The sequence below is a fragment of the Salirhabdus sp. Marseille-P4669 genome (assembly GCF_900240405.1).
Classification (GTDB): Bacteria; Bacillota; Bacilli; order Bacillales; family Alkalibacillaceae; genus OEQK01.
On the sequence record NZ_OEQK01000006.1, the window covers coordinates 107,245 to 130,149 of the forward strand.

A 22,905-nucleotide genomic window follows, 5' to 3' on the forward strand; every position below is an offset into this window, starting at 1 on the left:
AAAAAGTTACATAGAGCCTTCACTCTATGTAACTTTTTTACTACTTATTCAATGACAGCTGAAATATCATCAATCATCTGTTGAACAGATACAAGTCCCCCACCAGATAAATACCAAGTATCTGGATCTAGGTAAACGATTTTGTCACTTTTATATGCATTCGTTTGTTTAACAAGCTCTGTTTCCATTACTTCTTCCGCAGCAGCTCCATCACCTACTACAGCATCACGATCAATGACAAATAAATAATCCGGATTCGTTTCTAAAATATATTCATAAGAAACTTTCATACCATGAGTAGAAGCTTCTATATTTTCATCTGCTGTTTTTACTCCAAATACGTCATGGACGATTCCAAAACGAGAGTTTGAACCGTAAGCACTAATTTTACCACCAGTTGTTAATACAATTAATGCCTTCTCTTCCATATTGGTTGCTTTTTCATTTAAGGCAGCAATATTATCTTGAATCGCTTTGAATTCTTCTTTTACTTCCGCTTCTTTATCAAAAAGCTCGCCTAGAATCGTTAAATTCTCTTCAAAGGATTCCATATATCTTGTTGTGTCTAACCCTACATAAACAGTAGGTGCAATATCACTTAAGTCTTCATATAACTCAGATTGACGACCTGAAATTAAGATAACGTCCGGATCCATTCCATGAATCGTTTCAAAGTCAGGTTCCTTTAGGCTTCCGATATTTACATAATCCTCGCTATCGTATTTAGATAAATAAGCTGGAAGGGAATCTTTTGAAACTCCAGCAACTTCAACACCTAATTTATCTAATGTATCTAAAGCACCATAGTCAAATACCACCACTGTTTCAGGATTTTTTTCAACTGTTGTAGTTCCTAGCTCATGTTTAATGGTAATTCCTTCTCCACTTGCTTGACTTCCTTCTTCAGAATCATCACTTCCACATGCAGCTAAAAATAATGTTAAAACTAAACCAATTATCATTAAAAAACGATACTTTTTCATTTTTGTTCCTCCACGCAAATGTTTTTATTTTTTATGAAAAATATAAACAGATTCGACCACAATTAAAGTTCTCTATTTGTATATCCATTCCGTATACATCCTTTAGTACATCGGAATTGATAATTTCATCCTTTGGTCCTTCTTTTATAATCTTTCCGTCCTTTAACGCTACGATATAATCGGAATAAACAGAAGCAAAGTTAATGTCATGAATGACAATTACAACCGTCTTCCCGAGCTCATCCACTAACCTTCTTAAGGTTTTCATAATTTGAACAGAATGTTGCATATCTAAATTATTTAATGGTTCATCTAACAGAATATATTCGGTATCCTGAGCAATGACCATCGCGATATAAGCACGTTGTCTTTGACCACCACTTAGTTGATCTAAAAATTTATCCTGTATATCACCTAACGCCATATACTCAATTGCTTCATCCACAAAGCGCCAATCTTCTCTAGTCAAACGACCTTGTGAATAAGGAAATCTACCAAAAGAAACGAGCTCTCGAACCGTTAGACGAAGATTAATATTATTGGATTGCTTTAAAATCGAAATTTTCTTTGCAAGCTCATTACTTTTTGTCTTCGTTATATCTTTATCATCGATATAAATTTCACCTTCATCTTTTGTAATCAATCGAGTGATCATGGACAATAACGTACTTTTCCCTGCGCCATTCGGTCCAATGAAGGACGTAATCTTGCCTTTTTGAATTCTAACTGTCACATCGTCTACAACTTTCGTTTTACCAAATATCTTAGAAACACTTTTTACATTTACCATGACTTACTCTCCTTTAATAGAAGATAAATGAAATATACGCCGCCGATAAAGTTAACTATTACACTAATGGTCGTCGAGAAGGTAAATACTCGTTCGACTAGTAGCTGACCTCCTACTAATGCAATAATACTAATGAACATCGCAGCTGAAATTAAATATTTATGACGATAGGTTTTCATAAACTCATATGCAACATTCGCTACTAGTAAACCTAAGAAAGTAATCGGTCCAACTAATGCCGTTGCAATGGAAATCATGATGGCAATTACAATTAACAATCTCTTCACCACATGATCGTAATTCACACCTAAATTTATTGCCTGTTCTTTTCCTAACGAAAGAACATCAAGGTACTTTATATATTTAGATACATAGATTCCTACTAATAGCAGTAATATAGTTGAAATGAATAGAAGATCTGTATTTACATTGTTAAAGCTAGCGAACATTTTGTCTTGAACAATCTGAAATTCGTTCGGATCTATTAGCACTTGCATAAAAGAGGATAGGCTTTCAAACAACGTACCAAATATAATCCCAACTAACAGAAGGAAATATACGTTTTGCCCTTCTCTTTTAAATAACATTTTATAAAGAATTGCTGCAAACAAAATCATTAGCCCAATGGATAATAAGAAATGAGCGTAATTGTTCATCATTGTTAATGTTCCGGAGCCGAAGATAAAAACAATGATCGTTTGAATCAACATGTAGAGAGAATCTAACCCTATTATGGATGGGGTTAATATTCGGTTATTCGTTATCGTTTGAAAGATAACGGTTGAAAATGCAATTGCTGCACCTGTTAATACAATTGCGAATATTTTTGCACTTCTACGCGGAAAAATATAGTCCCACGATCCATTCAAATCCACAAGCAAGAAGATAGCAATTAAGAGGACTGAAATAATACCTAGTATGCTAAGTTTTGTTTTATAACCCATGTTTCTTTCTCCTCAATAATAAGTAAAGAAAAATTGCGCTTCCTATTACTCCTACTGTTAGACCGATGGAAATTTCATAAGGATAGATAATCGTTCTTCCAATAATGTCACACAACAACACAAAGATTGCACCTAAAATCGCCGTATGAAAAATCCCCTTTTTCAAGTGATCTCCTTGATAAATGGTGACAATATTCGGTATGATTAAGCCTAAAAATGGTAATAAGCCGACCGTTACTACAACTACGGAAGTAACAAGTGCCACAATAACTAGACCGATATTTACAACCTGCCTATATTTTAACCCTAGGTTCGTAGCAAATTCTTCCCCCATCCCTGCTATCGTAAATTTATCGGCAAAAATGTAGGCAATGATTAAAACGGGAATACTGAAGTATAACAATTCATATCGCCCTTGGACGATCATGGAAAAGTCCCCTTCTAACCAGGCAGAAATGCTTTGAATTAGATCGTGTTTATAGGCAAAGAAAGTAGTTATCGAACCTACGATATTACCAAACATCAAACCTACTAATGGAATGAAAATCGCATCCTTAAATTTCACCTTATCTAATATTTTCATAAAGATAAAGGTTCCCAGCAAAGCAAAAGTAAAAGCAACAATCATTCTTTCTAATGGACTCGCGGATGTAAATATTAACATAGATACTAAAATACCTAATCTCGCAGAATCCATCGTCCCTGCTGTCGTTGGAGAAACAAACTTGTTTCTGCTGAGCTGCTGCATAATTAAACCAATAATACTCATGCTCGCTCCAGCTATTAAAATACTAACTAATCTTGGAATTCTAGAGACCCATAATATCTCCCATTCCTCTTTACTTAATTGAAAAATATCTAATGGTGATACATTCGAAACCCCAATAAACAAGGATGTTATCGATAATAGGATCAATAAAGTAATTAAATAACGTTTTTTTAACATACTAGGGTTTTCTCCTCACATGCTAGCCATCTACTTTATATTCATTCTAAGCTGTATGTAACATTAATTTAGAATTATTCTAATTAATGAAAATGAGATTCATTATCAATTAGCTCCAGTTTTATTATAACTAATTGAGAACTATTGTCAATGGAAAACGTTTTTATTTTATTGTCTAATTTTGAATATTTTTTGAACAAAATGTCTATGCGTTAAATAAGAAAAGTAGATCTAAGCAAAAAAAAACAAACCATACAACATTCTTTCGCAGAATGTGTATGGTTTGGATTTTCTTTTGCCATTTTTAGACGTGTAGCTCTCGCTCGTCTAATTGATGATGCGTGCTAAAAGCGCTGCGGCAAAATACTTCCCTTTCCTGGACACGGCCTCATTCTCATTCACGACTTTGGAAACTGTTGGTAAAAATCATTTTGAAATGATTCCGACTGAATAAGCTTGGTCCACTCCTTGTAGTGATCTGCTATATATCTTTCCATTACATCTTTTTTATAAAAATCTTCTTCCGACGGGAGGTCTTCCAAATAAGCTTCCAAAAATGCCATCATATCGATTCTAGAAATGGTCAGTGAATGATCTGGTAATTGGAGTGTATACCCCTTTGCGTTCGGAACCAGAAGTGTTAAATAAAACATATTATAAAGAAGATTCTCATTCAGCAGTTTCTCATTTCCATACCAAAAATCCCGAAACTCCTCTGTTTCAATGCTATAAGATACGGTTAGTTGTTGGTTCGTTAAATCAAGCTGATCGTATGTCTCTCCGCCTATAAGCTCCTTCACAATGGCACCTATTTCGGAATTATCTCCAACATACGTTCCACTGTATCCTGCAAGGGCTTCTACATTTACATCGTCTATTGTTTTGATTTTACTTTCTACTTTCTCTGCACATCCGAAAAAGAACAGTAAGCTAATCATTAGTAATACAAGTGCTTTTATTTTTTTCATGTTACCTCCTATATTAACGGTTATATAACCCTAAAAAATTTTTGGAAATCACCCAAGCAAAAGAAACAGCTAGTAATGCTCCAAACCAATAGGCAATAATTCTAGCACTAACTGGAAGGTTATATGGAATAAATGCCGTCATAAGTAACCCACCTAGTAGAAAGGAACAAACGAGAATACCAATACTGAAGAATGGCTTTAATATAGGGAATACGATAAATTCTCCACTACGTTCAGCTGGAGCCTTTTCAAAAAGGAGTAATCCTAATGCCAAGAAAACAAAACCAAAGATTATTGGAACCAACAAATCAAGTAGGTTAAAGCTATTGTCAAATAAATACATCGGCCAAGATAATCGTTGTGGTAACTCTGTAAATCGGACATAACCGAGCTCATGAACCATCCAGAACTCTCTAATCATGAGATAAAGCCCTGCTGGTAATAAAAGAAAAATGACGCTTAACGATAACTGGGAACGAGCATCTCCAGTGAACGTACCGATGAACATCGTAAACGTAAATAATACAAAATATCCAGCTAATGGTGATACAAAGGTAGCAAGGAAGTCTAAATGTGTAAGCATATAGGAAAACTCAGACTGAGCAATTAGAAAATATCCAATCCAGTAGCTAATCATAAACGAAATTACAATGGTGGTTAATCCAAGAACCATCTTTGTCATAAACATGGATGTCCTGGAAAAAGGTAATGCTAGTGAAAAATCATGTCGTTTGGAATTTCGTTCTTTTCCAATAAAAGTAGCCGATAAACCTAAGATCAATCCAAGCAACACGATGGAAAATAAGTTCCCGGAAAATGCGGAGTGAATTTCAAACGGTATGTGTTCATTGAAAAATGGTTGATCTTGATCTGTTTTCCATTCTTCTATTTTCAAACTAATCATTAACGGGAATTGAATAAAACCTATTATAAAGATAGCCCAAATCAATAAAGATACATGCTTCCATTCTTTTTTTAATAATGCTTTAGGAACCAAACGTATCACCACCTAATTTAGCAATAAATATATCTTCCAAGGACAATGGTAATTCCTCATATAAAATGGGTTGCGCCAATTTCAATTGTTGAATCGTCTCTTCATCTTCTTTCTCCAATAGCAAAACGTAAACTCGACCCGATTCATTTAACATATGGACTTTTCCTCTAAGTGCTTCTGGAAATCCTTCTTGATAAGCTACTTGAATTTTGCAATATTGCTGTTTAAGGACATCCATCTCCATTTCTGAATCGACCACACCGTTTTTCAATACAACAATGTGATCCGCTAATGCTTCTAATTCATCTAATCGATGTGAGGAAATCAACACAGAAACACCCTTTTCTGCTACCGCGCCAGCAATAAAACGTAAAATCTCTTTTTTCACAATGACATCTAATCCATCTGTTGGCTCATCGAGTAATAAAAATTTGGCATTTGTGGAAAAGGCTAATATTAGTGAAAATAATGCCTTTTGTCCTTTGGAGAAGGCTTTAATTTTTCCACTTTCTTTCATTTCAAAACGGCTTAACAATTGGTAAAACTCTTCTTCATTAAATTGATTATAAATTCGTTTATAAAGCGAAACAATTTCTTTCACTGTATATTGCCTCAAGGCATCAGTTGTATCTGGAACAAATACAATATCTTGTTTCACTTGAGGATATTGAAAAACATCTTGGTCGTTTAATGTAATCCTTCCTTGGCTAGGCTTTAATATCCCTGCCACTAAGCGCAATAAGGTTGTCTTACCCGCACCATTACGCCCAACAATACCAGTTATGCTACCATTAGGAACCGAAACATTAATATCCTTAAGGATTGTTTTATTATTTATTTTCTTCGTTAGACCCTCGACCTTGATCATTACTTCTCCCCTCCATTTCCAAGTAATATTCTTCAATCCATTCCATCAATTTATCGAGACCAATCCCATTATAGATACTGTCTATTACAAGTTCTTTTGCCACTTCTTTTAATTTCAGAATATCCTTCTCACTCGATAAGTGCTCTATTTCTTCATTAATAAACGTTCCTTTTCCACGATACGTAACAAAAATTCCTAACCGCTCTAACTCTTTATACGCCTTACTAACTGTATTAGGGTTGATTGCTAATTCAGCTGATAACTCCCGAATAGATGGAACCTTTTCCCCTGGACGTACGATTCCTTGCACAATTCTTTCTCGTACCTGTCTTATAATTTGCTCATAAATTGGTACGTTGCTTTTAGGGTCTAGTAGAACATACACTTTTTCACCCCCAACTTTATTGTCTTAAGTGTATTATATCATATAGTACACTTAAGACAATGAGATAATATACCTAATAAAAAAGGATTCGCCTGTTTAGACGAATCCGTAATAGTTCTATTTAATTGGTTCAATTAGCGGTTTGGTTGCTTTTAAAATTGGTTTTGATGACAATAGCAATGTGAGTGCGATCGCTTGTAAAACAAATAGGATATACAAGTTTGTTTCAAGAATCCAATCACTTAGTGGTGTTAATTGGATGATTTTAATTGTAATTCCGTGAAGTAAATAAACATATAACGTCCTGCTGCCAAGCTTCGTAAAGGAATAATTTCGCTTTGGAATAAAGGCAAGAAAACTAAATATTAACACGAACATAACTAGGTAAAGGAAAAATCTTACCAGCACCCCTATTTCCTCCATTGTTCCAATATCAGCATAGGAAGCAGACGCAAATAACCATAAATTGGAGATGTCGTGAAAAAAGAAATAATAACTAATAAACAAACCTAGAAAAAGAATAGCCCCAATAAGTTTACAATGAAGTTGTGTCAGTTTCTCAAAATGCTTCTTTTCTAATAAACATCCAAGTAAGAAAAATGGAAAAAACACAAACGTTCTGGATAAGCTTAAAAAAGAACCAATAAAAGGCACCATACCAATAAAAACACCTACTATTAAGGAAAGTAATAGAGAATACCTTAGCTTTGAAAATACTAATAATAAAAGGTGCCAGCTAAATAAGCTTAACAAAAACCATAGTGTCCAATGAGGCTCTAATAACGTAAAGGTATTTTCTTCCCCTTGCAGGGAAAAGAAAATAGCAAAAATCATTTGAAAGATGAGATAAGGAATCAAAAGCTTTTTCGCAAGCTTCTTTAGATAACCTTTTTTCTTAAACCCTTTCGCAAAATAGCCAGAGATCAAAATAAAAGCTGGCATATGAAAGGTATATACGGATTTGTAGATTGTATTTAATAGATGGCTGTCGCTAATGTATGGGCTTATGCTATGCCCAAACACGACTAGGAATATCAAAATAAATTTGGCATTGTCAAAATATAAAACGCGCTTACCAATTGTCTGCATAATTTCACCTCAATACACTATTAGAAAAACAAAGTCTTTTTATGGGAGGTTATATAGCTCCATTCCCGCTAATGAGGCGTTTTTAACATTAAGAATTGCTAACATTATTGCAGACAAGTTACATGGTTCATCTAGTTTTTCTCTGTTTTGAAAACGAAACGGAAGGATAACCATAGCCGCTTTCAGGAATTATTGAAAATAGAATAGTTGTAAAAAGTTTGTTACTATGATTTGTAAGAAAGGTAAGGGAGGATATTTATTATGAAGTTAGTTTCTATTGAACCAACTCCAAGTCCAAATTCTATGAAACTGAATTTAGATGAGGAATTACCAGTAGGAGAAACAAGAAATTTCAATAAAGGTGATGAATTATCCAAGGCACCTGATTATATACAAAAATTATTCTCCATTAACGGAGTGAAAAATATATACCATGTTGCTGATTTTATTGCCTTAGAACGAAATCCAAAAGTAGCATGGGAAGTTATTTTACCAGAAGCACGTTCTGTTTTTGGAGAAGAAAATAATGGAAATGCAGTGACAGAGCAAAATAAACCTTTAGAACATTTCGGCGATGTTAAGGTTTATATACAAATGTATCGTAATATTCCAATGCAGGTGAAATTAGATGATGGGCATGAAGAGAAACGTTTTGGCCTACCAGCCATGTTCCAGAATGCTGTCATGAAAGCAACCGAATATTCCCCTAATTTTGTCATGGAACGAAAATGGGTTGAGCAAAGCATTCGATATGGCTCCATGGATGAAATTGGGCAGGATGTTGTAGAAGAATTAATAGCTAGCTATGACCAGGAACGACTCAATCAATTAGTAGAAAAAGCATTGCAGCCTACAAATGAAAGTACTACGGAGCAAGCAGTAAAACCAAAGAAGGTCACGCTTGAGGTATTAGATAATCCCGATTGGAAAGTCCGCTATGCCGCTTTAGATCGGATGGATGACCCAACATTAGAGGAACTACCGCTGTTAGCAAAAGCATTAGATGACGAAAAAATGTCCATCCGCCGATTAGCAACTGCTTACTTAGGAATGATTGAAGAGAAAGAAGTATTACCTTATTTATATAAAGCTCTAAAAGACAAGGTCGTAACGGTGCGAAGAACTGCTGGTGATTGCTTATCCGATTTAGGCTTTAAAGAAGCAATGCCGGAAATGATTGCTTCACTAAAAGACCCAAGCAAAATCGTCCGTTGGCGTGCTGCTATGTTTTTATATGAAATTGGTGATGAATCCGCTCTTCCCGCATTAAAGGAAGCAGCAGACGACCCGGAGTTTGAAGTGAAAATGCAAATTAAAATGGCAATTGAACGTATTGAAGGTGGAGAAGAAGGAAAAGGCTCTGTTTGGTATCAAATGACACAAGCGACGAAAAAGGAATAAAGATGGTTAAACGGTGTAGATAGAAGACAAGCCGAAAACGGACGTGTATTTTCCGTTTTCGGCTTGTCTTAACGGATCCCAAAAAATTTTTCATAACTCTGTCCTGCTTAACGAAAAGTGTATTTGAGACCATACCAAATATTATAGAAGGGAAATCAATACAACATTTCTTAATAATGCTGTTTTGTAGCTTGGCTTTTATATGAAGTCACTTTCGTTTTGGGTAAACCATAATCATGAACGTGATATATAAGTAAAATAAAACAAGTAATCCAATATACAACATCCAATGTCTAAGCTCAAGAAAAGAGATAATAAAGAAAAGGATAAGTGGAATCGTTAATGCAAAAACAGACATTTTCCATAATTGTTGATAAGCGAGCTTTCGCTTAAAGAGTCCTTTTAGAAGCATACCCCCACCTGCAAGCAAGGAGATTACTACAATTCCTAAGAAAATACATACCATTGGATATAAAACAATCAATTGAAGAAGAAATAAATCTAAACCATTCCCCTCCAGCAATTCTTTATTCGAAAGTGCAGAAAGGATAAAGTTCGGACTAAGTGCTAGAAAAAGCACCAGAAACAAGTATACTAATGTATTTCGCATACTAATTCGATTCAAACGAAAAACAGCCTTTTTTTTAGGTAAGAGCAAACTATTTTTAAATGCGATAAAAAACTCCATTTTTAAAATCATCCTTTGTGTTTCCAATCCTTATCATTATAAACGGATGCTCGTGAAAATTCATGTATTAAGTGACAAGCATAACGTTTAAATATAAAAACCCTCAAGAGTAGTGACTACCCTTGAGGGAATTGTTTCCTTACTTTTGTTGATTATTTAGACTTTGTTGAGCCATTTTAATCATTTCTTTTACCATGTTGCCACCAAGCTCTCCACCAATTTTCCCCGCATCCTTCGCCTTTATACTACCATTATACCCTTTGTTCAGTGGTAAACCTTGCTCCTTGGCAATTTCATACTTTGCGTCGTTTGGATTTTTCGCATTGGCAACATTTGCTTTTAGTTGGTCTAAAGCATTTCGGGCTTCCGGGACTAAGATCTTATTTCTTCTACTCATCATCATATCCCTCACTTGTAATGGAATACCTTCCTTACGATTAGGATTTACGATGAGTGCGAAATTTAATCATTAATGATGATGGTGTCCTTTTTGAGGATTTGTAATTACAAATTCTTCTTCTGGAACATGGAAATACTGAATCCAAATACCATCTAAAAATTCAGCTTCACGAGTATCTAAAAGAATATCTACATCTTTATCGGTTTTTACAACTTCGTCATGTTCGTTTGCAGTATCATACGTCAGGCCGTAGTGAACATGATCCCCGTGATGGTCCGTAATATAAACACGGATCATCTTTCCTTCCGCTTCTTTCGTGTTAAGCATTTCGGTTAATTTTTTAGCTGCATTACGGTTAATTTTTACTTTCATATGTATCCTCCTAACATTCCGTTCTTTACCATTATGCCCCTAATGGAGGGAAAAATAAAACATAACGATTTTTAAGTGTAAAAATGATAATAACTCTTTAATTGGGATAGCCTAAAAACAACCTTCATTATATTCCATTAAGGGGTGAAGAAGTTGAAAAAACTTGTATTATATGCATTGTTTCTAATGATGTTTATTTTAGGTGCATGCGGTGGTGGGGACGAAGAAAATAGCGATACAGAAAAAAATAACGATACAAATACAGAGGAAACAACAGACGAAACTCAAGAGGGTACAGAAACTACAGATGAAAATGAAAATGGTGGAAATCAGCAGACTGAAGAACCTGAAGAGGATGCAGGAGAAGACACAAAAGCAGCACAAGTTGGAGATACGTTAACTGTTGAAGGTGTCAACATTACAATCACAGGTGTAGAACGTTTTGAAGGCCGTATAAACCAATTTGAACCGCTCCAAGAAGACCATGCAATCGCAATTGATGTAGAGGTAGAAAATACAACAGATGAAAATTACTTTATTGATTCGATGGAATTTACGTTATATGATCCAGAAGGGTTTGAATTAAATAACGCATTACCTGGCGATGAAGAAGCGTTATCAGCTGACTTACCTGCTGGGAAAAAGGCACGTGGTAGACTGTTCTTTGACATTCCCGCTACAGAAGGAACATATGAATTACATTACGAATCAATGGCAAGCTGGGATGGGTCTCAGGCGGTTTGGGAAATTCCATATAAATAAGGCTAGACACCAGTGGAGGTACAATCTCCCTGGTGTCTTTGTTATTTCCTTTATTTTATAAATGCATTAATGCACCAAATGATCCTTTAGCTGCTCCCTTAAACTCCGCTTCAAAAACTTCCCAACAGATGTTTTCGGTAATTCCTCCATAAAGACAACATCATCCGGGACCCACCATTTAGCAAATTGCCCTCTTAAATAATCCAAAAGCTCTTCTTTATCTACTCTTTTATTCTCATGGAGTACGACACAGGCTAGTGGTCTTTCCAACCATTTCGGATGGGGTATGGCTATAACCGCTGCTTCAAAAACTGCTTCATGTGCCATTAATGCATTCTCTAAGTCCACTGAGGAAATCCATTCTCCCCCACTTTTTATTAAATCCTTGGTTCGATCAACAAGCTTTATATTCCCTTCCGCATCAATGGTTGCAATATCACCTGTATGGAACCATCCATCTTTAAAAGCATCCTTTGTTCGATCGTCCTTGTAATATTCACTTGCAATCCATGGGCCTCGGACGAGTAATTCTCCCATTTCCTCTCCATCTGGTTTCACTTCACCAGTATCGTTAATGATTTTCACTTCAAGACCTGGGACCACAATGCCTTGTTTGGAGCGAATAGTTAATCTTTCTTCTTCTGGAAGATTCTTTTGGTAGCTTTTTAACCGTGCTGAAGTAACCACTGGTGTTGTCTCCGTTAAACCATACGCATGAAGGAATGGTATGTTGAACTTTGACTCAAACGCTTGAATTAGTCCCCTAGGTGCTGCTGAGCCACCGCATACAATTGCCCTTAAACTATTCGTGTTATAATCCTTTTGTTCAAGCTCTTTTAATAAACCTAACCAAATCGTTGGCACACCAGCAGTTATGGTAACACCTTCAGATTCTATTAGTTCTGCTAATAATAGAGGTGTGAACATTGGCCCTGGTAAAACCTGTGTGGTACCGAACCATGTAGAAGCAAACGGCAAACCCCATGCATTTACATGAAACATTGGGACAACTGGCATTAAGACGTCTGATTCACTTAATCCTAATGTGTCACTTAGCCCAAGTGCCATGCTATGCAATACAAGGCCACGATGGGAATACATAACCCCTTTTGGCTTTCCAGTTGTAGCGGACGTATAACACATTGCTGCTGGGTCATTCTCATCTAATTCCTCATTGTATTCAAAGTTGGGATTTCCTTTCATTACTAAGTCTTCATAGGAATAGGCAGGCTTTAGTGATGTGGAGGGAAGCGTGTGTTGATCTGTCATAATAATATAAGCTTTTACTGTAGTTAATTGATCTTGAATGGATTCAATAATAGGAACGATACTATCATCGATTAATAACACCTTATCCTCCGCATGATTGATAATGTAAACAAGGTGCTCATGGGATAGGCGAAAGTTTGCCATATGTAAGACCGCACCCATACAAGGTGCTGCAAAATATGCTTCCAAATGACGGTGGTGATTCCAAGCTAATGTCGCAATTCGATCTCCCTTTTGAACACCTAACTCTTTTAGAGCACTAGACAATGCACGAGTACGTTTACCAATATCCTTATAGGTTAGGCGATGAATAACTCCCTCACTTGTTCTAGAAATGACCTGTTTTCTAGGAAAAAACCTTTCCGCTCGTTCTAGCTTTTGTATCAAAGTCAACGGTGTAGACATCATTTCACATTTCCCCTTTCAAATGAACTTTTAAAAAGGATAGCGCTTGTGGATTTTAGTAGAGTACGGTTTGAGGATGAATAGAGTTCATTGTAACAATTTTTATAAAGCACTTGTCACCATAATTGTATGCGTTTACATTCTAATTTACAATAAAAATTTCTACTAAGCAGAGGACTTCCTATTCGTACAAAAAGATTACTAGAATTTTTACTATACTTCTATAGGGATACCATTTTTAATAGTATCCCTTTACAGATTTTAAGACTCCTTCATGGCATCCACAATAAATGCTTGAACACGTCGTTCAAACTCTTCCGTAGCAACATCATATGCTTTCGTATGACCGGCATCCGGAACAATCCAAAGCTCCTTCTTTCCACCGGCTGCTTCATATATTTCATAAGCCATATCTGTAGGAACTAATTCATCCTTATCTCCATGGATAATGAGCAAAGGTCTCGTATTCTTTTTAACTTGTTTCACACTTGAGGCTTCCTCAAAGGTGTATCCCGCTCTTACATTTGTGATCAAGCTTGTAATATCCATTAAAGGAAATGCTGGTAATCCGTATAAATGTTTTAGCTGATAGGTGAGCTCTTCCTTAACAGTTGTGTAGCCACTATCTGCTATAATACCTTTCACTTCACTAGGTAGCTTTTCTCCGCTTGTCATTAATACTAACGCTGCTCCCATGGAATTCCCGTGTAATATTATATTACGAGCTCCATATTCCTTGATTAGCATATCAATCCATTTTTGGTAGTCTTTACGGTCATGCCATCCATATCCAATATAATCTCCTTCACTTTCCCCATGTCCTCTTGCATCAGGCAGTAAAATGTCAAAACCTAAATCATAATAAAACTTGACGTACTTACGCATATCCTCCTTTTTTCCTCTATATCCATGCGCCAAAATAACAACATTACCATTAGAACTGTTATTTTGAAGATAATTTGCTTTTAGCGTTAGACCATCATAGGAAGTTAGCTCAACTGTTGTAAAAGATTGTTCTTCGTACCATGATTCTGCTTCTTGAATAATTGGGTTAGTTTCTTTTGCTAAAGTATTAGCATCTGCCGCACCTTTGTGTAGTTCTACTTGCTGACCCCTTTTGACACTCTCTCCATAAAAGTAATTACCTGCCAATAGCAATGCGACCACAAGAATTGCAACAATACTACTACTAATAATGACAATCTTTTTTCGCATACCTCTCCCCCCTTTTCTATGAGCATAATGTACTATGAAACTTAGAAAATGTAAAAGGTATTTATTTTTGGCATACGTTTTTTCAAAGACTAATACTACAAATCATGTAAATTATTGAAAATTTGTATTTATCAGAATTTTATGTTGATAATAAACAAGTTTAAATAGTATAATGCACTTGAAAGCGGATTCAACAATTTGCTTTCTAAAAACCAATATTAAGGAGGTTGAAACATGCAAGCTATTTATTTAGCCCTATTCGGTGGAATCATCTTCTTCCTTGGTTATCGCTTTTATTCAAAATTTATCGCCGAAAAAATTTATCAATTAGATCCAAATTACGTTACACCAGCTCATAAGTACAAAGATGGTGTGGACTTCGTTCCAACAAACAAATATGTACTTTGGGGACACCACTTTACATCAGTCGCAGGTGCAGCACCAATTTTAGGACCTGCTGTAGCGGTTTATTGGGGCTGGTTACCAGCATTGTTATGGGTCGTATTAGGTACAGTGTTTGCCGCTGGGGTACATGACTTCGGTACAATTGTCCTATCTGCAAGGAATAAAGGACAATCCGTTGGTACGCTTGCCAATAAGTTAATTGGTCAGCGAGCAAAAATTTTGTTCTTATTTATTATTTTAATTTTAGTGTTAATGGTAAATGCCGTGTTTGCTTGGGTAATCGCAAACTTATTTATTACAAACCCAGCTAGTGTTGTATCCGTATTTATTCAAATTCCAATTGCTATTTGGATTGGTTATCGTGTGTACAAACGTCAAGGAAGTATGCTATTTCCTTCTTTGATCGGTCTTGCCGTTATGTACGGGGCAGCAATTTTATCCAGCTATGTACCAGCCTTGCAAATTGATTTAGTAAAATACTTTGGTGGTGAAGGCGCAACTGGATTATTTGGAATGTCTGCCACTTCACTAGCATTCTTTGTTTGGATTATTGTTTTAATGGTATATGTTTATATTGCTTCTACTTTACCTGTATGGAAGCTTTTACAGCCGAGAGATTTTATTAACTCACACCAATTAGTAGTCGGCCTTGTTATTTTATATCTTGGTTTACTATTCACAAACCCAGAAGTTACCGCTCCAATGACAAACTCCAATGCAGATACTTCGTGGTTCCCATTACTCTTTATTACCATTGCTTGTGGAGCTATATCTGGTTTCCACGGACTCGTTTCATCCGGTACAACATCTAAACAGCTTGATAAAGAGACAGATGCACGTTTTGTAGGATATTTAGGTGCTGTTGGGGAAGGTGTACTAGCATTAATTTCCATCATTGCCGTTGTAACCTTCTTCTCATCAGCAGCAGATTTCTCTGCCGTTTACAGCGGATTTACTGCTGCAAATGGTGCAGGATTAGGTACGTTCGTTCAAGGTGCAGCACAATTGGCTTCCGGAATTGGTATACCGCCAGAAGTTGCATCTACGATTGTCGCTATTATTGTAGTTAGCTTTGCTGCTACTACTTTAGATTCATCTGTACGTTTAATGCGCTACATTATTTCCGAGCTTGGAGAAGAATACAAAATTAAACCAATGACGACTGTTCATGGTGCTACAACAATTGCAGTTGTTGCAAGTGCTGCTTTAACACTTCTACCTGAAGGGCCAAAAGGTTTTGGGTCTGGTGGCTATCTACTTTGGCCGCTATTTGGTACAGCTAACCAGTTACTTGCGGGTATCAGTTTATTGCTCATTGCCATTTGGCTCAAACGTCTTGGACGGAACTATTGGCCGGCGATGGTGCCGATGATCTTCCTTATGTTCATGACGATGTGGGCCATGTTCCAGCAGGTATTTTTCGCTTGGGCACCATTCTCGGATAGTCCAGCAGAACAAAACATGCTTCTGTTTATTTTCGGGGCAATTATCTTCGTATTCACAATTTGGATTATCTTAACGGCAATCTCTGCGCTATCGAAGCGTGCGAAAGATGATATTGATATTAGTGCATAGTAAATTATCATTTGTTAAAATATTCATATAATTACAAATGGGCCGCGTTCTGTTACGCGGCTTTTTCTTCATTAATATATAAAAGAGGTGACACAGATGGCACTAATAAAAAGTTCCTTGAAGAAAATGTTTGATTACTATGAACAGGTAATTAGTCTCCCGCACAAATCTGAGGTTGCTCGGGAGCTACGGGACGAAGATGACCTGTTTCTCCTTTTGGTCTATTCCGAAATGCTTGGCATTCCAAACCCGGCTTTTTATTATACATTAGAGCTTTATCCATACATTTTAGAAAAATTCCATGATTGGCATTTGCGGATGGGCATGGAAAAATCACCACTAACAGGCTTTCGTTGCTGTTAAAGGAGGGCATTAACTTTGAGTACCTTAAAGAACAAAAAAATAATTTTCGTTGGAGGTAAAGGTGGGGTTGGAAAGTCTACCTCTTCCGCAGCATTAGCATTAGCCTTTTCTCGAACTGGCCAAAAAACGTTAATTATATCTACAGATCCTGCTCACAATCTGGGAGATATTTTTCATCAAAAACTAAAAAACGAAAAAAAACAATTAGCTAAAAATTTATGGGGGATTGAAATCGACCCCGTACAGGAATCAAAGAGGTATATTGACACAGTAAAAGACAACTTAAAGGGCCTTGTAAAATCCACGATGGTGCAAGAGGTGCACCGGCAAATTGATATGGCAAGCGCCGCACCAGGAGCTGATGAAGCAGCTTTATTTGACCGAATTGTAAGCATTATTCTAGAAGAAAAAGACAACTTTGATAAAATTATTTTTGATACCGCTCCAACTGGACATACCATTCGGTTACTATCTTTACCAGAGATTATGAGCGTTTGGATTGACGGTCTCATTGAGCGTCGGCAAAAAATCAATACAAATTACTCTCAACTCCTTAATGATGGAGAGCCTGTCGAAGATCCGATATATGAAGTCCTCCAAAAACGGAAGGACAAATTTAAAGCTGTCCGCGAAATCATTTTAGATGGTTCCGTAACAGGATTCACTTTTGTATTAATACCGGAACGATTACCAATTTTAGAAACGGAAAAAGCAATCAAGCAACTCGATCAATATCACTTACACACCAGAACACTAATTGTAAATAAAGTACTTCCCGATTATGCGGACGGAGCATTTTTATCAAAAAGACGCGCTCAGGAACAAGATTACTTACAACAAATTGACAAGACCTTTTCTAAGCAAACCTTACTAAGGATTCCTTTATTTGAAGAGGATATTTTTGATCAAGAAAAGCTTGAGATTTTTGCAAATCATATTGAACAATCACTAAAGGAGGTACATTCGTAATGAAAGCAATTGTACATGAAGGAACAGGTTTGGAGGGATTATCGTACCGTGATTTTGAAGAGCCAACAGTGGCACCTCATATGGTAAAAGTGAAGGTCAAAGCGGCTGGAATGAATCGCCGGGATTTAATTGTAACAAAGCTACATCAAGAATCGTCCCCATTAATTATGGGCTGTGAAGGTGCTGGGATTATCGAAGAGGTTGGCGAAGGAGTTAGCGATTTCGCTGTTGGTGATGAAGTGTTAATTAGCGCGTCCATGGGCTGGAAAGAAAAAAGTGATGCCCCACCGGAAACCTTTAAAATTTTATGCAACCCAGATCACGGCACCTATGCGGAATACATCGTAGTTCCCGCTGATATGTTAGAGAAAAAACCAGCATTTTTGAGTTGGGAAGAAGCAGGCGTACTTCCTCTAGCAGGACTTACAGCATATCGCGCCCTATTTACGAGAGGTCAAGTAAAACCAGGTGACACCATTATGCTACCTGGCATCGGTAGTGGCGTTCTTACTTTTATCCTTAAATTTGCAAAAGCAGTTGGTGCACGAGTCATCGTTACATCACGCCATGAAGATAAATTAAAGCGAGCTCTCGATTTAGGTGCAGATGTTGCCATTCCAACCGAATCTGATTGGACTGAAGAATTGAAAAATGAATCGGTTGATATTCTGTTTGAAAGCATTGGTCGTGCAACAATGACTAAATCATTAGGCATTATTCGTAAAGGTGGAACAGTAGTAACCTTTGGTGCTACAACAGAGGACCAAGTAAACATTGATATCCGGCAGTTTTTCTATGGGCAATATAACTTACTCGGCACTACCTTAGGCAGCCATGAAGAATTTAAAGAAATGGTTGCTTTTGTAGAGAAGCATCAAATTCATCCGATGTTGGATCGAAGCTTTTCGTTATCTGAGTATAAGGAAGCATTTGAGTATCTTCGGGATTCGAAGAACTTTGGGAAACTAGCGTTTAAGGTGGATTAATAATGGGGGCGGATCTCTGCCCCCCACTATTTCAGAAAGGAATGGAAGACATGATTCTAAAAAAGCTTGAAGAATCTGAGGATTTAAAGCTATTTCGAGAATTAAGCTTACGAATGCAGCTATCGGATGCAGAGAATCAATACCTTTCTAATATGGAGAAAGGCTATGAAGGTGAACAAGCGTTTTCCAATATGCTAGAAAAACGTTCCGATGACTGGCTAATCATAAACGATTTACTACTGGAACATAACAACACCCGTTTTCAAATTGATACCTTGCTCCTTCAACATAATGGTATCTATCTTTTCGAAGTGAAAAATTATGAAGGAGACTTCTATGTAGAGTTAGATAAATGGTTCCAAAAATCTGGTAAGGAAATGAAAAACCCCATCCTCCAATTAACCCGCAGTGAATCATTACTTCGACAATTATTTCAAGAACTAAGGATTAACATACCTAAAAAAGCATACGTCGTTTTCATCAACCCCGAATTCACCCTATATCAAGCTCCTCGTGATTTACCTGTTATTTTCCCATCTCAACTCAATCGATTTCTAGAGCAGTTGAAAAATAGTTCAGTTAAATTGAATAAAAAGTATCTCAGTTTTGCCGAGAAGTTAATTTCATTGCATCAAGCTGATAATCCGTATGCTCGGGTGCCGGAGTATGATTATGAGCGGGTCGGGAGAGGGATTACTTGTGAAGTCTGTTCTTCTTTTATTACTTCCATTAAACGGGATTATATTGTATGTGATGTTTGCGGAGATAAAGAATTGATTGATACTGCTGTAATTAGAAATGTTTATATTTTTAAACGATTATTTCCAAATCATAAAGTAACTACAAATACTATTTATGAGTGGTGCCATATAATACCATCAAATAAAACCATTAGAAGAATACTTTCAAGAAATTTTATACGTAAAGGACAGGGTAAATATTCTTATTATGTAGATTGTTAGTTTTATGTAGATTTAAGTTGCCGGGATTGTCATTTTAACTTTGACGTGGGATTGTGGTGCATTCATAATTACTGGTGAGATGCTTTTTTCTATTGTACGGGGCTTATGATGCTTTCATAGTTACCGCTGTGACAGGTTTTCCTTTTGTGCGGGGCTTATGACGCTCTCATAGTTACCGCTGTGACAGGTTTTCCTTTTGTGCGGGGCTTATGACGCTTTCATAGTTACCGCTGTGACAGGTTTTCCTTTTGTGCGGGGCTTATGGCGCTCTCATAGTTACCGCTATTACAGGTTTTTCTACCGTACGAGACTCATGACGATCTCATAGTTACCCCTATTACAGGTTTTTGCTATCGAACGAGACTCATGACGCTCTCATAGTTACCGCTATTACAGGTTTTTCTACCGTACGAGACTCATGACGATCTCATAGTTACCCCTATTACAGCTTTTTCTACCGAACGAGACTCATGACGATCTCATAGTTACCCCTATTACAGGTTTTTGCTATCGAACGAGACTCATGACACTCTCATAGTTACCCCTATTACAGGTTTTTCTACCGAACGAGACTCATGACGCTCTCATAGTTACCCCTATTACAGGTTTTTGCTATCGAACGAGACTCATGACGCTCTCATAGTTACCGCTATTACAGTTTTTTCTACCGAACGAGACTCATGACGCTCGTTCATCTCCCCCACAACCCAAAACAAGCATCCCCCTCCCCCGGCACATGCTCCAAAACTTAATGCTTCATCTGATAATAATCATATGTCTCCATTGCAAGGGTTACGCCTTGGGAAAATGCTGCTCCTCCGCCGAGTGCAGCACTCACTGCAATGGTTTCCATAATTTCTTCTTCACTTGCGTCATGCTCCACAGCTCCTTTTGTGTGATACATGATGCAATATTCATCTTGAGCATAAATGGCAACAGCTAATGCCATTAACTGTTTTTGCTTTGCGCTAATTTCTCCTTCTTTGAAACAAGCATCTGTGAAATCAAAATAGCCCTGTGTCATTTCCGGTAGATGTTTCTTTATTCGTTCACTCCCATGTTTGTAGTCTAAAATGGATTGATCAAAATAGTTTTCATATTCATTTTCGTTTATTTCCACTCTAAAATCACCTCGATATATGTATTCAGACACCATTAGTTTCCTATTTTGAAACAAAGCGAATACGTGGTAGTAATTGGAAATCAAACACAGTCTATTTAAGGAATGTTAGTCAAGCAATGGGAATAGTGATAGAATAATAGCGGATTTTAAAATTAGAAAGGATCTTTAACATGAGTATTAACATCAAGCAACAACCGATTACTCCGTCCTTTGACCCTTGGGAAGCGTATATGGATGTCGAGGAACATGGGAAAATGACATTATCTAATATTGAGTTTACGACAACAACACTTTGCAATATGCGTTGTGCACACTGTGCAGTTGGCTATACATTGCAACAAAAGGACCCCGATGCATTGCCAATGGATATTATATTAAAGCGACTGGATGAAATTCCCCATCTTCGGACATTGAGTATTACCGGTGGCGAACCGATGATGTCTAAGAAATCCGTAGAAAATTATGTGGTACCTATTTTAAAATACGCCCATGAACGGGGAGTTCGAACGCAGATTAATTCTAATTTAACAATGCCTTTTCATCGATATGAGCTTATTATTCCATATTTAGACGTTTTACATATCTCTCATAACTGGGGAACAGCAGAAGAATTTGCAGAAACAGGCTTTGCAAGAATGGACCGTAAGCCACCTGAGGAAAATCGCAAAAAGTTATTTGAAACCATGATTGAAAATTCGAGACGTCTTGCAGATGCTGGTGTGATGGTATCGGCTGAAACGATGTTAAACAAACGTACATATCCTTATTTAGAAAAGATTCATAAACAAGTTGTGGAAGAAATGAAATGTGCTCGACACGAAATTCATCCGATGTATCCAGTTGATTTCGCAAGCAGTCTAGAAACACTGTCACTAGATCAAATACGTGATGGCATTCATCAGCTTTTGGATATACGTGATCAACATACATGGATGTTGTTCGGGACATTACCTTTTTATCCATGTAGCTTTCAAAAAGAGGATTTAGATCTTATCCAAAGACTATATCAAGAAAAAAATGTAACAGTGCGAAACGACCCAGATGGACGCTCGCGTCTAAATGTAAATATTTTTACTGGGGAAATTATTGTGACCGATTTTGGAGATGAGCCTTCTCTCGGAAATATTCAAGATACTAGATTACAAGATGCCTATGATAAATGGATGGATAGCAAAACAGCCAAAAGCTTAAATTGTCATTGTCCAGCTGTTAAATGTTTAGGGCCTAATGTCCTTGTAAAAAACTCCTACTATCCAGGTGTAAACTTTCAAGAAAGAAAAGCGACTATTAGCTTGTAAAACGAAACACGAGACTACTTCGTTGCTTTGCAAACAGGTAAACTGTTTACGAAAAGCAATTTAGCAGTCTCGTGTTATTTTATACCTCTTCTTTTTGTTCTTGCAGCTGATCTACTAGCCTTTCAGCAGTCTTTCGATAGTAATTACTTAAATTTACTAAAGAAGCAATTAATAATATTTGCTCTAACTCTTTCGGATTGGGAACAGAGAGCTTATCTACTTCCTCTTTCACTTCTTGTTCCTTTTTGTTGACGTGGGCATAAAAATCCTTCACGTTGTTCTCAACCAGTCCTAAATAACGATTGTAAAATGCATCTAGTTCAAAGTCTTCTTCTGTAATTTTATCATTTAACCCACTTAAAACCGTTTTAATATCACTAATGGAAAGAGCACCTTTTAGTTGATAGATAAGACTTATAAGAAGTAAATGCTCCTTCGAATATTTTTTGTTTTTAATTGGGAAGAATAACTTTCCTTTCGCATAGTTATTAATCATCGTTTTCGTTAAAATTTTTTCCTCATCATTACGTTTCGTATCTTTATATGTTTCTTCAAATAACTGAATGACTTGATCCATGTACAAATCAATATTTGGAACATCCTCAATCTTTAAGTGACGATCTAATTTTAAATCATCAATAATCTCATTTAAATTATGCATGCTATACCCTCATTTATGTTTCATCTACTATTTTTAAGTATAGTCAAAACGTGATGATAAGTAAAGGTTGACTACATGATG

The 22,905-nt window shown here is 36.6% G+C and carries 24 protein-coding genes; 8 read left to right on the forward strand and 16 right to left on the reverse strand.

Annotation, left to right across the window (positions count from 1 at the left end):
* Positions 1–44: 44 nt before the first annotated feature.
* The 9 genes from C1A05_RS12505 to C1A05_RS12545 all read right to left on the reverse strand — a co-directional run bounded on the left by C1A05_RS12505 (position 45) and on the right by C1A05_RS12545 (position 7,970).
* Positions 45–983, reverse strand: a complete 939-nt coding sequence (locus C1A05_RS12505) for a siderophore ABC transporter substrate-binding protein (protein ID WP_102028575.1) — start codon at positions 981–983, stop codon at positions 45–47.
* A gap of 31 nt (positions 984–1,014) precedes the next feature.
* The gene (locus tag C1A05_RS12510; protein ID WP_102028576.1) at positions 1,015–1,773 is read right to left on the reverse strand and encodes an iron ABC transporter ATP-binding protein; all 759 of its coding nucleotides are present in this window, start codon (positions 1,771–1,773) and stop codon (positions 1,015–1,017) included.
* The gene (locus C1A05_RS12515) at positions 1,767–2,717 is read right to left on the reverse strand and encodes an iron chelate uptake ABC transporter family permease subunit (RefSeq protein ID WP_102028577.1); all 951 of its coding nucleotides are present in this window, start codon (positions 2,715–2,717) and stop codon (positions 1,767–1,769) included. The genes C1A05_RS12510 and C1A05_RS12515 overlap by 7 nt, the downstream gene beginning before the upstream one ends.
* The gene (locus C1A05_RS12520) at positions 2,707–3,663 is read right to left on the reverse strand and encodes an ABC transporter permease (RefSeq protein WP_102028578.1); all 957 of its coding nucleotides are present in this window, start codon (positions 3,661–3,663) and stop codon (positions 2,707–2,709) included. The genes C1A05_RS12515 and C1A05_RS12520 overlap by 11 nt, the downstream gene beginning before the upstream one ends.
* Before the next feature lie 398 nt (positions 3,664–4,061).
* A complete protein-coding gene (locus C1A05_RS12525; protein WP_102028579.1) occupies positions 4,062–4,631 on the reverse strand; it encodes a DUF4825 domain-containing protein in 570 nt (189 codons plus the stop codon).
* Between the two features lie 13 nt (positions 4,632–4,644).
* Positions 4,645–5,628 carry an ABC transporter permease subunit gene (locus tag C1A05_RS12530; RefSeq protein ID WP_102028580.1) on the reverse strand — a complete coding sequence of 328 codons (984 nt, stop codon included), beginning with the start codon at positions 5,626–5,628 and terminating at the stop codon, positions 4,645–4,647.
* Positions 5,618–6,496 carry an ABC transporter ATP-binding protein gene (locus C1A05_RS12535; RefSeq protein ID WP_102028581.1) on the reverse strand — a complete coding sequence of 293 codons (879 nt, stop codon included), beginning with the start codon at positions 6,494–6,496 and terminating at the stop codon, positions 5,618–5,620. The genes C1A05_RS12530 and C1A05_RS12535 overlap by 11 nt, the downstream gene beginning before the upstream one ends.
* Positions 6,459–6,881: a GntR family transcriptional regulator gene (locus C1A05_RS12540; protein ID WP_102028582.1), complete on the reverse strand. Its 423-nt coding sequence runs from the start codon at positions 6,879–6,881 to the stop codon at positions 6,459–6,461. Before C1A05_RS12540 ends, C1A05_RS12535 begins: the two co-directional genes overlap by 38 nt.
* Before the next feature lie 117 nt (positions 6,882–6,998).
* On the reverse strand, positions 6,999–7,970 hold the full coding sequence (locus C1A05_RS12545; protein WP_102028583.1) for an acyltransferase family protein: 972 nt from the start codon (positions 7,968–7,970) through the stop codon (positions 6,999–7,001).
* Positions 7,971–8,231: 261 nt separating this feature from the next.
* Between C1A05_RS12545 and C1A05_RS12550 the strand changes: the two genes are divergently transcribed.
* On the forward strand, positions 8,232–9,371 hold the full coding sequence (locus C1A05_RS12550; RefSeq protein WP_102028584.1) for a conserved virulence factor C family protein: 1,140 nt from the start codon (positions 8,232–8,234) through the stop codon (positions 9,369–9,371).
* 208 nt (positions 9,372–9,579) lie between these two features.
* Here C1A05_RS12550 and C1A05_RS12555 read toward each other — a convergent pair whose 3' ends face one another.
* The 3 genes from C1A05_RS12555 to C1A05_RS12565 all read right to left on the reverse strand — a co-directional run bounded on the left by C1A05_RS12555 (position 9,580) and on the right by C1A05_RS12565 (position 10,831).
* A complete protein-coding gene (locus C1A05_RS12555) occupies positions 9,580–10,059 on the reverse strand; it encodes a DUF1189 family protein (RefSeq protein ID WP_159462069.1) in 480 nt (159 codons plus the stop codon).
* A 139-nt stretch (positions 10,060–10,198) separates the two neighbouring features.
* Complete coding sequence (locus C1A05_RS12560) at positions 10,199–10,456, reverse strand: alpha/beta-type small acid-soluble spore protein (RefSeq protein WP_102028586.1); 258 nt, start codon at positions 10,454–10,456, stop codon at positions 10,199–10,201.
* A 72-nt stretch (positions 10,457–10,528) separates the two neighbouring features.
* Positions 10,529–10,831: an iron-sulfur cluster biosynthesis family protein gene (locus C1A05_RS12565; protein WP_102028587.1), complete on the reverse strand. Its 303-nt coding sequence runs from the start codon at positions 10,829–10,831 to the stop codon at positions 10,529–10,531.
* A gap of 153 nt (positions 10,832–10,984) precedes the next feature.
* Between C1A05_RS12565 and C1A05_RS12570 the strand changes: the two genes are divergently transcribed.
* Positions 10,985–11,593 (forward strand): DUF4352 domain-containing protein, encoded by a 609-nt coding sequence (locus C1A05_RS12570; protein ID WP_102028588.1) that lies wholly within the window; start codon positions 10,985–10,987, stop codon positions 11,591–11,593.
* 66 nt (positions 11,594–11,659) lie between these two features.
* Here C1A05_RS12570 and C1A05_RS12575 read toward each other — a convergent pair whose 3' ends face one another.
* Both C1A05_RS12575 and C1A05_RS12580 read right to left on the reverse strand, forming a co-directional pair.
* Complete coding sequence (locus C1A05_RS12575) at positions 11,660–13,270, reverse strand: long-chain fatty acid--CoA ligase (RefSeq protein WP_102028589.1); 1,611 nt, start codon at positions 13,268–13,270, stop codon at positions 11,660–11,662.
* A 258-nt stretch (positions 13,271–13,528) separates the two neighbouring features.
* Positions 13,529–14,482 (reverse strand): alpha/beta hydrolase, encoded by a 954-nt coding sequence (locus tag C1A05_RS12580; protein WP_102028590.1) that lies wholly within the window; start codon positions 14,480–14,482, stop codon positions 13,529–13,531.
* A 234-nt stretch (positions 14,483–14,716) separates the two neighbouring features.
* Here C1A05_RS12580 and C1A05_RS12585 point away from each other — a divergent pair, with 234 nt between their 5' ends.
* The 5 genes from C1A05_RS12585 to C1A05_RS12605 all read left to right on the forward strand — a co-directional run bounded on the left by C1A05_RS12585 (position 14,717) and on the right by C1A05_RS12605 (position 19,742).
* The gene (locus tag C1A05_RS12585; RefSeq protein WP_102028591.1) at positions 14,717–16,462 is read left to right on the forward strand and encodes a carbon starvation CstA family protein; all 1,746 of its coding nucleotides are present in this window, start codon (positions 14,717–14,719) and stop codon (positions 16,460–16,462) included.
* 96 nt (positions 16,463–16,558) lie between these two features.
* The gene (locus C1A05_RS12590; RefSeq protein ID WP_102028592.1) at positions 16,559–16,825 is read left to right on the forward strand and encodes a cory-CC-star protein; all 267 of its coding nucleotides are present in this window, start codon (positions 16,559–16,561) and stop codon (positions 16,823–16,825) included.
* A gap of 15 nt (positions 16,826–16,840) precedes the next feature.
* Positions 16,841–17,794, forward strand: a complete 954-nt coding sequence (locus tag C1A05_RS12595; protein ID WP_102028593.1) for an ArsA family ATPase — start codon at positions 16,841–16,843, stop codon at positions 17,792–17,794.
* Complete coding sequence (locus tag C1A05_RS12600) at positions 17,794–18,780, forward strand: zinc-binding dehydrogenase (protein ID WP_102028594.1); 987 nt, start codon at positions 17,794–17,796, stop codon at positions 18,778–18,780. The genes C1A05_RS12595 and C1A05_RS12600 overlap by 1 nt, the downstream gene beginning before the upstream one ends.
* 2 nt (positions 18,781–18,782) lie before the next feature.
* Positions 18,783–19,742: a nuclease-related domain-containing protein gene (locus tag C1A05_RS12605; RefSeq protein ID WP_234998515.1), complete on the forward strand. Its 960-nt coding sequence runs from the start codon at positions 18,783–18,785 to the stop codon at positions 19,740–19,742.
* Between the two features lie 748 nt (positions 19,743–20,490).
* Here the strand turns inward: C1A05_RS12605 and C1A05_RS12610 are convergent.
* The gene (locus C1A05_RS12610; RefSeq protein WP_234998520.1) at positions 20,491–20,862 is read right to left on the reverse strand and encodes a carboxymuconolactone decarboxylase family protein; all 372 of its coding nucleotides are present in this window, start codon (positions 20,860–20,862) and stop codon (positions 20,491–20,493) included.
* Between the two features lie 173 nt (positions 20,863–21,035).
* Between C1A05_RS12610 and yfkAB the strand changes: the two genes are divergently transcribed.
* Entirely contained in the window at positions 21,036–22,163 is a 1,128-nt protein-coding gene (yfkAB, locus tag C1A05_RS12615; RefSeq protein WP_102028596.1) for a radical SAM/CxCxxxxC motif protein YfkAB, read from the forward strand.
* A gap of 79 nt (positions 22,164–22,242) precedes the next feature.
* Here yfkAB and C1A05_RS12620 read toward each other — a convergent pair whose 3' ends face one another.
* Positions 22,243–22,824 (reverse strand): DUF1836 domain-containing protein, encoded by a 582-nt coding sequence (locus tag C1A05_RS12620; RefSeq protein ID WP_102028597.1) that lies wholly within the window; start codon positions 22,822–22,824, stop codon positions 22,243–22,245.
* Between the last annotated feature and the right edge of the window lie 81 nt (positions 22,825–22,905).